Origin of the sequence: Cellulomonas sp. McL0617 (assembly GCF_049994875.1) — a bacterium.
Classification (GTDB): domain Bacteria; phylum Actinomycetota; class Actinomycetes; order Actinomycetales; family Cellulomonadaceae; genus Cellulomonas.
On record NZ_CP188256.1, the window covers coordinates 2,239,689 to 2,254,687 of the forward strand.

A 14,999-nucleotide genomic window follows, 5' to 3' on the forward strand; every position below is an offset into this window, starting at 1 on the left:
ACCCGTGCCTCGGCTGTGCACCACGCGCCAGAAACCCGACGGCCTGGCACTGTGGAGCGCATGCAGATGTGGCCGGGTCGCCCCTACCCCCTGGGCGCCACCTACGACGGGACCGGGACGAACTTCGCCCTGTTCTCCGAGGTGGCCGAGCGCGTCGAGCTCTGCCTGATCGATGCGGACGGCACCGAACGTCGTGGGGACCTGACCGAGGTCGACGCGTTCGTCTGGCACGGCTACCTGCCGGCCATCTCCCCCGGTCAGCGGTACGGCTTCCGGGTGCACGGCCCGTACGACCCCGACGACGGCGACCGGTGCAACCCGAACAAGCTCCTGCTCGACCCGTACGCCAAGGCGATCGACGGGCAGATCGACGGCGACCCGTCGCTGTACTCCTACCGGTTCGACGCACCCGACGAGCGAAACGACGACGACTCCGCGGAGCACACGATGGCGTCCGTCGTCATCAGCCCCTACTTCGACTGGGGCAACGACCGCCCGCCGCAGCACGAGTACCACGAGTCGGTGATCTACGAGGCGCACGTGCGCGGGCTGACGATGCAGCACCCGGCCGTCCCCGAGGAGCTGCGCGGCACCTACTCGGGCCTGGCGCACCCTGCCGTCATCGAGCACCTGACCTCGCTGGGCGTGACGGCGGTCGAGCTGATGCCGGTGCACCAGTTCGTCAACGACCCGTCGCTCGTCGAGAAGGGGCTGTCCAACTACTGGGGCTACAACACGGTCGGGTTCTTCGCCCCGCACAACGGCTACTCGGCGTTCGCCGCGTCCGGGCAGCAGGTGCAGGAGTTCAAGTCCATGGTCAAGGCCCTGCACCAGGCGGACATCGAGGTGATCCTCGACGTGGTCTACAACCACACCGCCGAGGGCAACCACCTGGGTCCCACGCTGAGCTTTCGCGGCATCGACAACGCGAACTACTACCGGCTCGTCGACGACGACCAGGCGCACTACTTCGACACGACGGGCACCGGCAACTCGCTCCTCATGCGGTCGCCGCACGTGCTCCAGCTCATCATGGACTCGCTGCGCTACTGGGTCAGCGAGATGCACGTCGACGGCTTCCGGTTCGACCTGGCGGCCACCCTCGCGCGCCAGTTCCACGAGGTCGACCGGCTGTCGGCGTTCTTCGACCTGGTCCACCAGGACCCGGTGATCTCGCAGGTCAAGCTCATCGCGGAGCCGTGGGACATCGGCGAGGGCGGCTACCAGGTGGGCGGCTTCCCGCCGCTGTGGTCGGAGTGGAACGGCAAGTATCGCGACACCGTCCGCGACTTCTGGCGCGGCGAGCCGTCGACCCTCGGCGAGTTCGCGAGCCGCCTGTCGGGCTCGTCCGACCTGTACGAGCACACCGGGCGTCGACCCATCGCGAGCGTCAACTTCGTCACCGCGCACGACGGGTTCACGCTGAACGACCTGGTCTCGTACAACGAGAAGCGCAACGAGGCCAACGGCGAGCACAACAACGACGGCGAGAGCCACAACCGCTCGTGGAACTGCGGCGTCGAGGGACCGACGAAGAACAAGGGTGTCCTCGCACTGCGGGCCCGGCAGCGCCGCAACTTCATCGCCACCCTGCTGCTGTCGCAGGGCATCCCGATGCTCGCGCACGGTGACGAGCTCGGTCGGACGCAGCGCGGCAACAACAACGTCTACTGCCAGGACGGCCCGATCTCGTGGATCGACTGGGACCTGGACGAAGCGCAGAACGAGCTCCTGGAGTTCACTCGTCGCGTCGTCCGGCTGCGCCAGGACCACCCGGTGTTCCGGCGTCGACGGTTCTTCGCCGGCTCCGCGGAGCATGGCGGAGAGTCGGACCTGCTCGACATCGCGTGGCTGGCGCCCGACGGGCACCACATGCGTGACGAGGCGTGGGGCGCCGACCAGGCGCGTGCCGTGATGGTGTTCCTCAACGGCGACGCGATCGCCGAGCCCGACGAACGAGGTCAGGACATCGTCGACGACAGCTTCCTCGTGCTCTTCAACGGCCAGCCGGACACCGCGATCTTCACCATCCCGGAGCCCGCGTACGGCCAGACGTGGACCGCCGTGTTCGACACCGACTCCCAGGTCGAGTCCGGCACCACCGTCGAGTCGGGCAAGGACCTGAAGCTGGCGCAGAAGTCGGTGGTCGTGCTCACCCGCGCTCCCCTGCGACCCACCGTCTCGGCCTCCGGGATCGGCGCGGCGGCGGAGGCCGCGCGGGAGGCGGCCAAGCAGGTCAAGGGCCGCAGTGCCTCTGCGGCCGGCACCGACGACAAGCCGAGACGGCGCACGACGCGGCCGCGCAGCACCGCATGACCGATCAGCGGCCGACCCCCAGCCGTCGTCTCCCGACGCCGGGCAGGCCGGTGCCCGTCTCGACGTACAGGGTGCAGCTGGGCACCGACCTCAGGTTCGCGGACGTCGCCGAACGGGTGCCCTACCTCGCCTCGCTCGGCGTGACACACCTGTATCTGTCCCCGATCTTGCAGGCGGCACCCGGCTCGACGCACGGCTACGACGTGGTCGACCATGACGCCGTCGCCCCCGAGCTGGGCGGGCTGCCGGCGCTGCGGCGCCTGGCCGAGGTGGCACACGCGGCGGGGCTCGGGCTGGTGCTGGACATCGTCCCCAACCACATGGCCGTGCCGACGCCCGTGTGGCACAACCGGGCGCTCTGGTCGGTGCTCGCCGAGGGCCCCGACTCCCCGTACGCCGAGTGGTTCGACGTCGACTGGTCCGCGGGCGACGGGGCCGTCCTCATGCCCGTGCTGGGCGACCGCATCGGCGCCGTGCTCGGCCGCGACGAGCTGCGGCTCGACGAGGTGGAGATCCCCGGTGAGGGCGTGCGCACCGTGCTGCGCTACCACGACCACGTCTTTCCCGTCCGGCCGGGCACCGAGAACCTCTCGCTCGCGGAGCTGGTCGAGCGTCAGCACTACCGGCTCGCGTACTGGCGGGTGGCCGACGAGGAGCTCAACTACCGGCGGTTCTTCGACGTGGGCACGCTGCTCGCCGTGCGGGTCGAGGACCCGGACGTCTTCGACGCCACCCACCGCCTGGTACTGGGACTGCTCGCCGACGGCGTCGTCGACGGCCTGCGGATCGACCACCCCGACGGTCTGGCGGACCCCGCGGGGTACCTCGCGCGGCTGCGCGAGAAGAGCGGCGGCGCCTGGGTGGTCGTCGAGAAGATCCTTGAGGGCGACGAGAGGCTGCCGCCCGACTGGGAGACCGCGGGCAGCACCGGCTACGAGGCTCTGTGGCGGATCCAGCAGACGTTCGTCGACCCGGGCGGTGCGGCCGTGCTCGGCGGAGTCATGCACCGGCTGACCGGCGACACGCCCGATGCGTTTCCGGTTATCGCGGAGAACGCCAAGCGGGAGATCGTCGACGGGCCGTTGTACGCCGAGGTGCACCGGCTGACGTCGCTCGCGGCGGGCATCTGCCACGAGGACCTGCGCCTGCGCGACCACACCTGGCGCGCGCTGGAGGACTGCCTGGTCGAGCTGCTCGTGGCGTTCGACCGCTACCGCGCCTATGTCGTGCCCGGCCAGTCCGTGCACCCCGAGTCGCTGGAGGTCCTGCAGGTCGCCGCCGAGCACGCCCGACGGCAGCTGTCGCCCGAGCGCGCCGAGACCATGGACGTCCTGCTCGACCTGCTCCTGGGTCGGGAGGTGGGCAGTGCCGGCCAGACGCGCGGCGCACGGCGCGACGAGCTGATCGTCCGGTTCCAGCAGACCTGCGGCGCGGTGATGGCCAAGGGGGTCGAGGACACCGCTTTCTACCGCTGGACCCACCTCGTCGCCCTCTGCGAGGTGGGCGGGAACCCCGAGCAGTTCGCCCTCACGCCCACCGACCTGTCCGCCTGGGCCGCCGAGATGCAGGTGTCGTCGCCGCTCGGCATGACGACGCTGTCGACGCACGACACGAAGCGCGGCGAGGACACGCGGTCCCGCCTCGGCGTGCTGAGCGAGCTGCCCCGCGAGTGGTCGACCCTCGTCGACGAGCTGCGCGCGGCCTCCGCCCCGTACCGCAGCGCGTTGCTCGACGGCCGGACCGAGTACCTGCTCTGGCAGACCCTGGCGGGCACCTGGACCGACGCCGGGCCGATCTCCCAGGACCGACTGGTCGAGTACCTGACCAAGGCGATCCGCGAGGCCAAGTCGCGCACCACCTGGACCGCGCCCGACGAGGCGTACGAACGGGCCGTCCTCGACGCGGCCCGGCAGGCCCTGGTCGACCCGGCCGTGCAGGCGCTCTTCGGCGACTGGGAGCTGCGCACGCGTGCGGCGGTCCGCGCGGTGACGCTGGGCACCAAGCTCGTCCAGCTGACGCTGCCCGGCGTCGCCGACGTCTACCAGGGCACCGAGGTGCCCGACCCGGTGCTGGTCGACCCCGACAACCGACGCAGCGTCGACGTCGCTCCCCTGGCGGCGCGCCTGGTCCGGCTCGACGACGGCGCGGGCCCCCGCGACCTCGCCGACGAGAAGCTGCTCGTCACGTCGCGCGCCCTGCGCCTGCGACACGACCTGCCCGAGGCGTTCGTCGGGGCGACCGCGGGGTTCCTGCCGTTGGCGCACTCGTCGGGCCACTCGCTGACCTATGCCCGGACGGTGGACGGTGTTCCGCAGGTCGCCGTGGTCGCGACCCGTCTCGCCGCGGCCGTCGACAGGCTGGGCGGCTGGGCCGACCACACGGTCGCCCTGCCCGACGGCGACTGGTTCGAGGTGCTGACCGAACGCCCGGTGAGCCGGGGCGGCGTGGTCGAGGTCGCCGACCTCCTGGACCGCCTCCCCGTCGCGCTCCTCGTGCGGGCGCAGGGCTGAGGATGCTGCCTCGCGTCTGGGCGCCGAACGCGTCCCGGGTGGACCTCGTGCTCGGCGCCGAGCGCGTGCCGATGCAGCGCGCGGACGCCTGGTGGGAGACCGACCGGGACCTGCCCGGCGGGACGGACTACGCGTTCTCCCTCGACGGCGGCCCGCCTCGTCCCGACCCGCGCAGCGCGTGGCAGCCGGCCGGCGTGCACGGCCCGAGCCGCGTCTTCGACACCGCGGAGCACGAGTGGTCCGACGACTCCTGGGTGGGCGTCGACGTCCGCGGCGCCGTCCTGTACGAGCTGCACGTCGGCGCGTTCACCCCGGGTGGAACCCTCGAGTCCGCCGCGGCCGAGCTACCGGCCCTGGTCGCCCTGGGCGTCGACCTGGTCGAGCTCATGCCGGTCGCGCCGTTCGACGGCGACCGCGGCTGGGGGTACGACGGCGTCGGCCTCTACGCGGTGCACGAGGCGTACGGCGGCCCGGCCGCCCTGCAACGCTTCGTCGACACCGCGCACGGCTTGGGCCTGGGCGTCTGCCTCGACGTCGTCTACAACCACCTCGGACCGGCCGGTGCCTACGTCGGCGAGTTCGGACCGTACTGGACCGACGCGCACGTGACGCCGTGGGGCGCGGCCATCAACCTCGACCAGCCGGGTTCCGACGAGGTCCGCCGCTGGATCATCGCGAGCGCGCTGCGCTGGTTCGCCGACTTCCACGTCGACGCGCTGCGCCTGGACGCCGTGCACGCCCTCGCCGACGACCGTCCCGTGCACCTGCTCACCCAGCTGTCCAACCGCGTCGCCGCCCTCTCCTCGACCGTCGGCAGGCCGCTCTCCTTGGTGGCCGAGACCGATCTGAACGACACCGTCTCGGTCACGCCGACCGCCGACGGCGGCTGGGGCATGACGGCCCAGTGGGCCGACGACGTGCACCATGCGATCCACGCCCTGCTCACGGGCGAACGGCACGGCTACTACGTCGATTTCGGCACCCCGGCCACCCTGCGCAAGGCCCTGACCGGCGTGTTCGTGCACGACGGCTCGTGGTCCACGTTCCGCGGCGCGACCTGGGGGCGACCGGTCCCCCCCGACACGGACGGCCACCGGTTCGTCGTCAGCGTGCAGACGCACGACCAGGTGGGCAACCGCGCGACCGGCGACCGCCCGTCGGCCCAGCACCCTCCCGTGGTGCTCGCCGCGTCCGCGGCCCTGCTGATCCTGTCGCCGTTCACGCCGATGCTCTTCATGGGTGAGGAGTGGGGTACCCGCACGCCCTTCCAGTTCTTCACGTCCTACACCGACCCGGCGTTGGCGGCCGCGGTGCGCGAGGGCCGCAGACGCGAGTTCGGCGGCCACGGATGGGCGGAGCTCTACGGCGGCGACGTCGAGGTGCCCGACCCGCAGGCCCTGGCCACCTTCCGAGCCAGCACCCTGGACCGCGCCGAGCTCGCCGACCCGGGGCACGCCCGGATGCTCGCGTGGTACCGGACGCTGATCGGGCTGCGCCGGACGGTCCCCGACCTCGGCTCGGGCGACCTGCGCGCGACCGACCTGACCTGGGGTGGCGGCCCCCTGGACGGTTGGTTGGTCCTGCACCGCGGCTCGGCCCGGGTGGTCATCAACCTGTCCGACGAGGAGCTCGCGATCCCCGCGGACGAACCTCTGGTGCCGGTGGCGGCCTGGAGCTCGGCCTCGATCGAGACCGGCTCCGCCGGCACGCTCGTCCAGGTGCCACCGCGGTCGGTCGTCGTGCTCGCCAGAGCTTCCTGAGAGCTGACGTCAGCCCGCCAGCGCGGACCTGACCAGGGCGGAGAGCTTCTTGCCGTCGGCGGCGGTGCCCACGCGGGCCGTCGCCTCCTTCATGACGCCGCCCATGTCGCGGATGCTGGTGGCGCCCACCGACGCGATCACGTCCCGGACCAGGGCCGCCAGCTCGTCGTCAGAGAGCTGGGTCGGCAGGTACGTCTCGATGTCGTCGGCCTCGCGCGTCTCCACCGACGCCCGCTCCGGCGCGCCCGCGTCGGCGTAGATCTGCGCGCTCTCGCGACGCTTCTTGACCTCGCGGGCGAGCACCTTGAGCACCTCGTCGTCCGTGAGCTCCCGAGCCACGGGCCCGGCCTTCTCCTCGGCCCGCACCGCGCCGATGACCTGCCGCAGGATGCTCGTGCGGTCGGTGTCGCGCGCCTTCATCGCGGTGGTGAGGTCAGCGGTCAGCCGGGCGAGGGTGTCGGTGCTCATGCGCCCATCGTCCCGCGTCCGGCAGCGGTCGCGCAGCGAGAATCCTCAGCCGCCGCGCGCACGGTCCTCCCACTCCTCGCGGATGTCGCACAGGGCGACGAGCCCGGCGCGCAGGCCCCGCAGCTCGTCGGCGGACAGCCGGTCCGCGAGCCGGCCGTCGACCTCCGCCACGCCGGCACGCACCGCGGACGCCGCCGACCGGCCGCGTGACGTGGGCTGCACGCTCATGCGCCGGCCGTCCTGCGGGTCTGGCACGCGCTCCAGGTAGCCGCGGACCACGAGCGTGTCGACCAGCTGGCTGGCCGCCTGCTTGGTCACGCCCAGCTCGCGCGTGAGCCCGGTGACGCTGCCACCGTGGTTGACCAGCCCGCCGAGCACGAAAGGGCCGTTGCGCGGGATGTCGTCGAACCCGCCGGCGACGAGCCGGTCGTGGATCAGGTGGCTGTAGGCGCCGCGGGCGGCACGCAGCAGCGCGGGCAGGACGACCTCGTCCGGATCCGTCATGTCGTCAACCTACTTGACGAGCGTCGCGCCGTCAGCCGCCAACGACCCCAGGCGCGACAGAGCCCGGTAGTACTTCTTGCGGTACCCGCCGGCGAGCATGTCGGCGGAGAACAGGTCGTGCTCCCCCGATCCGCCCAGCAGCACGGGCACGTCGCGGTCGTACAGGCGGTCGACGAGCACGACGAGCCGCAGCGCGACGTCCTGGGTGGGCACGGGTCCGACGCCGGTCAGCGCCACGAGCGTGACGCCGTCGAGCAGGGCTCCGTACCGGGACGGATGGACCGTCGCCAGGTGCGCGAGCAGGGCGTCGAAGTCGTCGAGGGTGGCACCCGGTCGACCGGCCGCCGCGCGGACGTCCGCGTCGCGCAGACCCGAGGCGTCGGTGACCAGCGAGCGGTGGCGATAGTCGTCGCCGTCCACGCGCAGGACCTCGAACCGGGCGGCCAGGGCCTGGATCTCGCGCAGGAAGTCGTCGGCGGCGAACCGGCCCTCGCCCAGCGCGTCGGGAAGCGTGTTCGACGTGGCGGCGAGGGCGACGCCGCGGTCCGCCAGCTCGCGCAGCAGCCGGGACATGAGGACGGTGTCGCCCGGGTCGTCCAGCTCGAACTCGTCGATGCAGACCAGCCGGCGGGTAGCGAGCGCCTCGACCGTCGGCAGGAACCCGAGCGCGCCGACGAGGTTCGTGTACTCGACGAACGTGCCGTAGGCCGCGTCCCCGACCGCCCGCGCCAGCGACGTGAGCAGGTGCGTCTTGCCGACCCCGAACCCGCCGTCCAGGTAGACGGCCGGCGCGGCCGCCTTCCTGCGCCAGCGCCGTCCGGACCCGTCGCGAATCTGCGTCGCGACCTCCATGAGGCGAGCGACGGCCTCCTGCTGGGAGGGGTGCGCAGGGTCGGGGCGGTACGTGGCGAAGGACTCGTCGGCGAAGTGTCGCGGCGGGACCAGCTCGGCCAGCAGCCGGTCGGTCGGCACGTGCGGCCGTCGGTCGGCGAGGGCCGCCGGGGGTGCGTCGACGGCGCGGGACTGAGGGACGGGCACGACGCGAGCCTACGTCGCGCCGACCGGTCCACTAATCCCGACCAAACGAGACTGCATTTAGCGCCAAGTCGGGCGGGTGTCCATATTTCGATAGAAGCATCTCAGATATCGGAACGGCTCTCCCGGAGACGCCGCTCGTCCGTCATCCTCTTGGGGTGATCATGTCCGGGACGTCCGCCTGTCGGTGCAGCTGCACCGCCGCGGCCCTGCGCATGCGCTGCTGCTGTCCGCGGAGCAACTGACCCCGCCCACGTCCCCCCTCGGGCGCGCGGTCTGTGTCCGATCGCCGCTCCCCCGAGCGCTGGGTGCAGACGCACGTCCATGTTCATCCGGAGGTAGCGCCCTATGGCGCAGACCAGGATCGCCCCGCCCGCGGCTCGCCCCGAGGGCCAGTGGGCGTTCGACCAGAAAGAGCCCCTGAACGGCAACGAGCTGTTCAAGCAGCAGGACGACGCCCTGAACGTCCGCGCGCGGATCGAGGACGTCTACTCCCGCGAGGGCTTCGCGAGCATCGCGCCCGAGGACCTGCGTGGACGCATGCGCTGGTGGGGCCTCTACACGCAGCGCAAGCCCGGCATCGACGGCGGCAAGACCGCCACGCTCGAGCCGCACGAGCTGGACGACGAGTTCTTCATGCTCCGCGTCCGCTGCGACGGCGGCGCGCTGAGCCTCCAGCAGCTGCGCACGATCGCCGACATCTCGGTCGAGTTCGGCCGCGGCACGGCGGACGTCACCGACCGGCAGAACATCCAGCTGCACTGGATCCGCATCGAGGACGTCCCGGAGATCTGGCGCCGGCTCGAGGCCGTCGGGCTGAGCACCCAGGAGGCGTGCGGCGACTGCCCGCGCGTCGTCCTCGGGTCCCCCGTGGCCGGAGTCGCCGCCGACGAGATCATCGACGGCACGCCCGCGGTCCGCGCGATCGTCGACAACTACATCGGCGACCCGCGGTTCTCCAACCTGCCGCGCAAGTTCAAGACGGCCATCAGCGGCTCCCCGCACCACGACGTCGCGCACGAGATCAACGACGTCGCCTTCGTCGGCGTCGTGCACCCCGAGCTCGGCCCGGGCTTCGACCTCTGGGTCGGCGGCGGCCTGTCCACCAACCCGAAGCTCGGCGTGCGCCTCGGGGCGTTCGTCACGCTCGAGCAGATCCCCGACGTCTGGGTCGGCGTCGTGAGCATCTTCCGCGACTACGGCTACCGGCGGCTGCGCACGCGCGCCCGCCTGAAGTTCCTCGTCGCCGACTGGGGACCCGAGGTCTTCCGTCAGGTGCTGGAGGGTGAGTACCTCGGCTACGCGCTCGAGGACGGTCCGGAGCCTCCGCCGCCGCCCACGGGCAACCGCGACCACGTGGGTGTGCACCCGCAGAAGGACGGCAACTTCTACGTGGGCGTCGCACCGACCGTGGGTCGGATCTCCGGTGACCTGCTGCACCGGCTCGGCGACCTCGTCGAGACCGCCGGGTCCGACCGCATCCGGCTGACCGTCGAGCAGAAGATCGTCGTGCTCGACGTCGCACCCGCCAAGGTCGACGCCCTCGTCGACGCGCTCGACGAGCTCGGCCTCGCGGTCCGCAAGGCCTCCCAGTTCCGCCGCGGCACCATGGCGTGCACCGGCATCGAGTTCTGCAAGCTCGCGATCGTCGAGACCAAGGCGCGCGCGACGCACCTGATCGGCGAGCTGGAGAACCGGCTGCCCACGTTCGACCAGCCGATCACGATCAACCTCAACGGCTGCCCCAACTCGTGCGCGCGCATCCAGACGGCCGACATCGGCCTCAAGGGCGCGCTGGCGAACGGCGAGGACGGCTACCAGGTCCACCTGGGTGGCGGCCTGGGGCTGACGAGCGGTCTCGGGAAGACCCTGCGCGGCCTGCGCGTTCCCGCTGAGGACCTGCCGGACTACGTCGAGCGCGTCGCGACGAAGTTCGACGAGCAGCGCACCGAGGGCGAGCTGTTCGCCCAGTGGGTGCAGCGAGCGGACGAGGAGGATCTGCGATGAGCGGGACATCGGGCGAGCGGGCGGTGCCGTACTACTGCCCCTTCTGCGCCAGCGAGGACCTCTGGCCCGCCGGCGAGACCCACGGTCAGTGGGAGTGCCGCTCGTGCACGCGCGCGTTCGCGCTCAAGTTCGTCGGGCTGGTGAGCCGCGCATGAACCAGCCCGTGAACGCCGCTCTGGACACTGCATCGTTGAAGGAGCTGGCCGAGCAGGCCGGCCGTGACCTCGAGGGCGCGCACCCCGAGGAGATCATCGCGTGGGCCGCCCGGACGTTCGGCGACGACCTCGTTGTCGCGTCGTCGATGGGCGACGAGATCCTCGTGCACATGGCCGCCAAGGCCGCGCCGGGCGTCAACGTGATCTTCCTCGACACCGGCTACCACTTCGCGGAGACGATCGGCACGCGGGACTACTACGCCGACTTCACCGACATCAAGCTGCTCACGATCCTGCCGCTGCGCACGGTCGCGGAGCAGGACGCGGAGTACGGAGAGAAGCTGCACGACCGCGACCCGAACCAGTGCTGCGCGATGCGCAAGGTCGAGCCGCTCGAGCGGGGGCTCGCGCCGTACGCCGCGTGGGTCACCGGGATGCGCCGCGAGGACGCCCCGACCCGGACCGACATCACGGTGGTCGGCTGGGACGCCAAGCGCGACAAGGTCAAGCTCAACCCCCTGGCCGCCTGGACGCAGGCACAGGTCGACGCCTACGTGGAGGAGAACCACGTGGTGCTCAACCCGCTGCGCCAGTCCGGCTACACGTCGATCGGCTGCGCCCCGTGCACGCGCGCGGTGGCGCCCGGTGAGGACGCACGTGCGGGCCGGTGGTCCGGCACGGGCAAGATCGAGTGCGGGTTGCACGAATGAGCACACAGACGTTGACCCAGCTGGACGCCCTGGAGTCCGAGGGCATCCACATCATGCGTGAGGTGGCGGGCGAGTTCGAGCGACCGGTGCTGCTGTTCAGCGGCGGCAAGGACTCGATCGTCATGCTGCACCTGGCGCGCAAGGCGTTCTGGCCGTCGGCCGTGCCGTTCACGCTCATGCACGTCGACACCGGGCACAACTTCCCCGAGGTCATCGAGTACCGCGACCGCGTGGTCGAGCAGCACGGGCTCCGGCTCGTGGTGGCCAGCGTCCAGGACGCGATCGACGACGGCCGCGTGGCCGAGCGTGCCGACGGCTCGCGCAACGCGCTCCAGACCGTCCCGCTGCTCGACGGCATCATCGCGAACAAGTTCGACGCGGTGTTCGGCGGCGGCCGTCGCGACGAGGAGAAGGCCCGCGCCAAGGAGCGCGTGTTCTCCCTGCGCGACGAGTTCGGCCAGTGGGACCCGCGCCGGCAGCGTCCGGAGCTGTGGGACCTGTACAACGGCCGGCACAAGCTGGGCGAGCACGTGCGCGTCTTCCCGCTGTCCAACTGGACCGAGCTCGACGTCTGGCGCTACATCGAGCGCGAGAACATCGAGCTGCCGTCCATCTACTACACGCACGACCGCGAGGTCTTCCTGCGCGACGGCATGTGGATCGCGCCCGGCGAGTGGGGCGGCCCCAAGCCGTCCGAGACGCTCGAGGTCCGCACGGTGCGCTACCGCACGGTCGGGGACATGAGCTGCACCGGCGCCGTCGAGTCGTACGCGTCGACGGTCCCCGAGGTCATCGCCGAGGTCGCCGCCAGCCGGCTGACCGAGCGCGGCGCCACTCGCGCCGACGACCGCGCGTCCGAGGCAGCGATGGAAGACCGCAAGCGCGAGGGGTACTTCTGATGGGGGCGGTTGATGTGGAGGCAGCGGCGTCTGTGAACGTGCAACCGACCGAGCACGCGACGCGGGACCTCCTGCGCCTGGCCACGGCCGGATCCGTCGACGACGGCAAGAGCACGCTGATCGGCCGTCTGCTGTACGACACGAAGTCGGTGCTCGCCGACCAGCTCAGCGCCGTCGAGGCCGCGACCGCCGCGCGCGGTGGCGGTCAGGTCGACCTGGCACTGCTCACCGACGGTCTGCGGGCCGAGCGCGAGCAGGGCATCACGATCGACGTGGCGTACCGCTACTTCTCGACCGCGACGCGCGCGTTCGTGCTGGCCGACACCCCCGGGCACGTCCAGTACACGCGCAACATGGTCACCGGCGCCTCGACCGCCGAGCTCGCGATCGTGCTCGTCGACGCCCGCAAGGGTGTGCTCGAGCAGACGCGTCGGCACGCGACGATCACCGCACTGCTGCGCGTCCCGCACGTCGTGCTCGCCGTGAACAAGATGGACCTCGTCGACTTCGACGAGCCCACCTTCCGCGCCATCGCCGACGAGTTCACGGCGTACGCCGCAGGGCTCGGCATCGGCGACGTCGTCGCGGTTCCGCTGTCGGCGCTGGCCGGGGACAACGTCGTGGACCGCTCCACCCGCACGCCCTGGTACGACGGGCCGACGCTGCTCGAGCACCTCGAGGGCGTCGAGGTCGGCCGGGACGCGCAGTCCGAGGCGTTCCGGTTCCCCGTGCAGGTGGTCATCCGGCCACGCACGCCGGAGCACCCCGACTACCGCGGGTACGCGGGCCGGGTCGCCTCCGGGGTCGTGACGGTCGGCGACGAGGTCACGGTGCTGCCGTCGGGCAAGACGAGCGTCGTCGTCGGCATCGACACCTTCGACGGGCCGCTGCCGGAGGCCCACGCGCCGCAGTCGGTGACGCTTCGGCTCGCTGACGACGTCGACGTGGCCCGCGGTGACGTCCTCGTGCCCACGGGCTCGACGGTCGCCGTCGGGTCCGACCTGGAGGGCACGGTCTGCTGGCTGGCGGAGAAGCGCAGCGTCCTGGGCGCGCGCCTGCTCGTCCGGATCGGGACCCGCACCGTGCGTGGGCTGCTGCGCGAGGTCAACGCCCGTCTGGACGTGGACACGCTCACGGTCGACCGCTGGGACGGCATCGACACCCTGCACGCGGTCGACGCCACCGACACGTCCTCCGACATCCCGCCCCGTGCCCTGTCGCTCAACGCGATCGGCCGCGTCAAGATCCGGCTCGCCGACCCGGTCGTGCTCGACGACTACGCCACGCACCGGCGGACGGGCGGGTTCCTGCTCGTCGACCCGGCCGACGGCACCACCCTGGCGGCCGGCATGATCGGCGCGACCCTGCTCGACCGGCTGACACCGACCGAGAGCACCGACGCCGGCACGGACGCGGACTGGCTGGCGGGCGCCGGGATATGACCGGTCGCCACCCGCTGCTCCTCGACCTCGCGGGTCGCCGCGTCGTCGTGGTCGGCGGCGGCCCGGTCGCCGCACGCCGGACCTCGCGGCTCGTGGAGGACGGAGCCGACGTCCTGGTCGTCGCACCCGCGATCTGCGAGGACCTGGTCGAGCTGCTCGACCGGGTGACCTGGCGCCAGCGCGACTACCTGGCCACGGATCTCGACGGGGCGTGGCTCGTGCACACGGCGACCGGCGACCGATCGGTCGACGACGCCGTCGCCGCCGACGCCGAGGCGGCGCACCTGTGGTGCGTCCGGGCCGACGACGCAGCCGCGTCGACCGCATGGACCCCCGCGGTCGCCCGCTCCGGCGACGTCACCGTGGCGATCGGTGCGGGCGGCGACCCCCGTCGGGCGACCGCGCTGCGCGACGCGATCGCGCTCCTGCTCGACACCGGCGGCCTCCCCCTGCGTCGGCACCGTCCCGGGACGGGCAGCGTCGTCCTGGTCGGTGGCGGACCCGGTGACCCGGGCCTCATCACCACCCGCGGCAGGCGGGCGCTCGCCGAGGCCGACGTCGTGGTCGTCGACCGGCTCGCTCCTCGCGCGCTGCTGGCGGAGCTCGACCCGTCGGTCGAGGTCATCGAGGCCGGCAAGTCGCCGCACGCGCACACGCTGACACAGGCCGAGATCAACGCCGTGCTCGTCGAGCGGGCGCAGGCCGGCCACCGCGTCGTGCGTCTCAAGGGCGGCGACCCGTTCGTCCTGGGTCGCGGCGGCGAGGAGGTCCTGGCCTGCATCGCGGCCGGCGTGCCCGTCGAGGTGGTCCCGGGGGTGACCAGCGCGCTCGCCGTTCCGGCCGCTGCGGGCATCCCCGTCACGCACCGCGGCCTGGCCCGCCAGCTGACCATCCTGTCCGCGCACGACACCGCCCCCGACTGGGCCACGCTGGCCCGCCTGGAGGGCACGCTCGTCCTGCTGATGGGCGTCGCCCAGCTCGGCTCGCACACCCGAGAGCTGCTCGCGCACGGCAAGGATCCGGGCACGCCCGTGGCGATCATCGAGCGCGGCACCCTGCCGACGCAGCGGACGACCGTCGGCACGCTCGCGGACATCGACGCGCTGGCCCGTGAACGCGGCGTCGGCAACCCGGCGGTCGTCGTCGTCGGCGACGTCGCCGCGCTCGCGGACGTGCTCGGCCCTACGGTCTGA

General features: G+C 72.1%; 12 protein-coding genes. 9 read left to right on the plus strand and 3 right to left on the minus strand.

From position 1 onward, the window contains the following. Positions 1 to 60 precede the first annotated feature (60 nt). Genes glgX through treZ form a run of 3 tightly spaced genes read left to right on the plus strand, consistent with a single transcriptional unit; the run spans position 61 to position 6,586 of the window. Positions 61 to 2,316: a glycogen debranching protein GlgX gene (gene glgX / locus ACPPVS_RS10170; protein WP_426592153.1), complete on the plus strand. Its 2,256-nt coding sequence runs from the start codon at positions 61 to 63 to the stop codon at positions 2,314 to 2,316. Continuing rightward, the gene (treY, locus tag ACPPVS_RS10175) at positions 2,313 to 4,826 is read left to right on the plus strand and encodes a malto-oligosyltrehalose synthase (RefSeq protein ID WP_426592154.1); all 2,514 of its coding nucleotides are present in this window, start codon (positions 2,313 to 2,315) and stop codon (positions 4,824 to 4,826) included. The genes glgX and treY overlap by 4 nt, the downstream gene beginning before the upstream one ends. 2 nt (positions 4,827 to 4,828) lie before the next feature. Next, complete coding sequence (gene treZ / locus ACPPVS_RS10180) at positions 4,829 to 6,586, plus strand: malto-oligosyltrehalose trehalohydrolase (RefSeq protein WP_426592155.1); 1,758 nt, start codon at positions 4,829 to 4,831, stop codon at positions 6,584 to 6,586. 9 nt (positions 6,587 to 6,595) lie between these two features. Here treZ and ACPPVS_RS10185 read toward each other — a convergent pair whose 3' ends face one another. The 3 genes from ACPPVS_RS10185 to zapE are packed head-to-tail and all read right to left on the minus strand — an operon-like array spanning position 6,596 to position 8,596. Continuing rightward, positions 6,596 to 7,054 carry a GatB/YqeY domain-containing protein gene (locus ACPPVS_RS10185; RefSeq protein ID WP_426592156.1) on the minus strand — a complete coding sequence of 153 codons (459 nt, stop codon included), beginning with the start codon at positions 7,052 to 7,054 and terminating at the stop codon, positions 6,596 to 6,598. 45 nt (positions 7,055 to 7,099) lie between these two features. Then, positions 7,100 to 7,558: a MarR family winged helix-turn-helix transcriptional regulator gene (locus ACPPVS_RS10190; RefSeq protein WP_426592157.1), complete on the minus strand. Its 459-nt coding sequence runs from the start codon at positions 7,556 to 7,558 to the stop codon at positions 7,100 to 7,102. A gap of 9 nt (positions 7,559 to 7,567) precedes the next feature. Next, positions 7,568 to 8,596, minus strand: coding sequence for a cell division protein ZapE (zapE, locus tag ACPPVS_RS10195; RefSeq protein WP_426592158.1), 1,029 nt, complete (start codon positions 8,594 to 8,596; stop codon positions 7,568 to 7,570). Positions 8,597 to 8,941: 345 nt separating this feature from the next. Between zapE and ACPPVS_RS10200 the strand changes: the two genes are divergently transcribed. Genes ACPPVS_RS10200 through cobA form a run of 6 tightly spaced genes read left to right on the plus strand, consistent with a single transcriptional unit; the run spans position 8,942 to position 14,999 of the window. Next, positions 8,942 to 10,600, plus strand: a complete 1,659-nt coding sequence (locus ACPPVS_RS10200) for a nitrite/sulfite reductase (RefSeq protein WP_426592159.1) — start codon at positions 8,942 to 8,944, stop codon at positions 10,598 to 10,600. Further along, entirely contained in the window at positions 10,597 to 10,755 is a 159-nt protein-coding gene (locus tag ACPPVS_RS10205) for a hypothetical protein (RefSeq protein WP_197030011.1), read from the plus strand. Before ACPPVS_RS10200 ends, ACPPVS_RS10205 begins: the two co-directional genes overlap by 4 nt. Next, positions 10,752 to 11,465, plus strand: coding sequence for a phosphoadenylyl-sulfate reductase (locus ACPPVS_RS10210; RefSeq protein WP_426592160.1), 714 nt, complete (start codon positions 10,752 to 10,754; stop codon positions 11,463 to 11,465). The genes ACPPVS_RS10205 and ACPPVS_RS10210 overlap by 4 nt, the downstream gene beginning before the upstream one ends. Continuing rightward, a complete protein-coding gene (gene cysD / locus ACPPVS_RS10215) occupies positions 11,462 to 12,364 on the plus strand; it encodes a sulfate adenylyltransferase subunit CysD (RefSeq protein WP_426592161.1) in 903 nt (300 codons plus the stop codon). The genes ACPPVS_RS10210 and cysD overlap by 4 nt, the downstream gene beginning before the upstream one ends. After that, positions 12,364 to 13,806 carry a sulfate adenylyltransferase subunit 1 gene (locus ACPPVS_RS10220; RefSeq protein WP_426592162.1) on the plus strand — a complete coding sequence of 481 codons (1,443 nt, stop codon included), beginning with the start codon at positions 12,364 to 12,366 and terminating at the stop codon, positions 13,804 to 13,806. Before cysD ends, ACPPVS_RS10220 begins: the two co-directional genes overlap by 1 nt. Next, positions 13,803 to 14,999, plus strand: coding sequence for a uroporphyrinogen-III C-methyltransferase (cobA, locus tag ACPPVS_RS10225; RefSeq protein WP_426592163.1), 1,197 nt, complete (start codon positions 13,803 to 13,805; stop codon positions 14,997 to 14,999). The genes ACPPVS_RS10220 and cobA overlap by 4 nt, the downstream gene beginning before the upstream one ends.

Excerpts from the sequence above, each read along its gene's own strand:
- ACPPVS_RS10185 (WP_426592156.1), bottom strand. The coding sequence starts at position 7,054 with ATGAGCACCGACACCCTCGCCCGGCTGACCGCTGACCTCACCACCGCG.
- treY (WP_426592154.1), top strand. The coding sequence starts at position 2,313 with ATGACCGATCAGCGGCCGACCCCCAGCCGTCGTCTCCCGACGCCGGGC.
- cobA (WP_426592163.1), top strand. The coding sequence starts at position 13,803 with ATGACCGGTCGCCACCCGCTGCTCCTCGACCTCGCGGGTCGCCGCGTC.
- ACPPVS_RS10205 (WP_197030011.1), top strand. The coding sequence starts at position 10,597 with ATGAGCGGGACATCGGGCGAGCGGGCGGTGCCGTACTACTGCCCCTTC.
- cysD (WP_426592161.1), top strand. The coding sequence starts at position 11,462 with ATGAGCACACAGACGTTGACCCAGCTGGACGCCCTGGAGTCCGAGGGC.
- ACPPVS_RS10220 (WP_426592162.1), top strand. The coding sequence starts at position 12,364 with ATGGGGGCGGTTGATGTGGAGGCAGCGGCGTCTGTGAACGTGCAACCG.
- treZ (WP_426592155.1), top strand. The coding sequence starts at position 4,829 with ATGCTGCCTCGCGTCTGGGCGCCGAACGCGTCCCGGGTGGACCTCGTG.
- glgX (WP_426592153.1), top strand. The coding sequence starts at position 61 with ATGCAGATGTGGCCGGGTCGCCCCTACCCCCTGGGCGCCACCTACGAC.
- ACPPVS_RS10210 (WP_426592160.1), top strand. The coding sequence starts at position 10,752 with ATGAACCAGCCCGTGAACGCCGCTCTGGACACTGCATCGTTGAAGGAG.
- ACPPVS_RS10200 (WP_426592159.1), top strand. The coding sequence starts at position 8,942 with ATGGCGCAGACCAGGATCGCCCCGCCCGCGGCTCGCCCCGAGGGCCAG.
- ACPPVS_RS10190 (WP_426592157.1), bottom strand. The coding sequence starts at position 7,558 with ATGACGGATCCGGACGAGGTCGTCCTGCCCGCGCTGCTGCGTGCCGCC.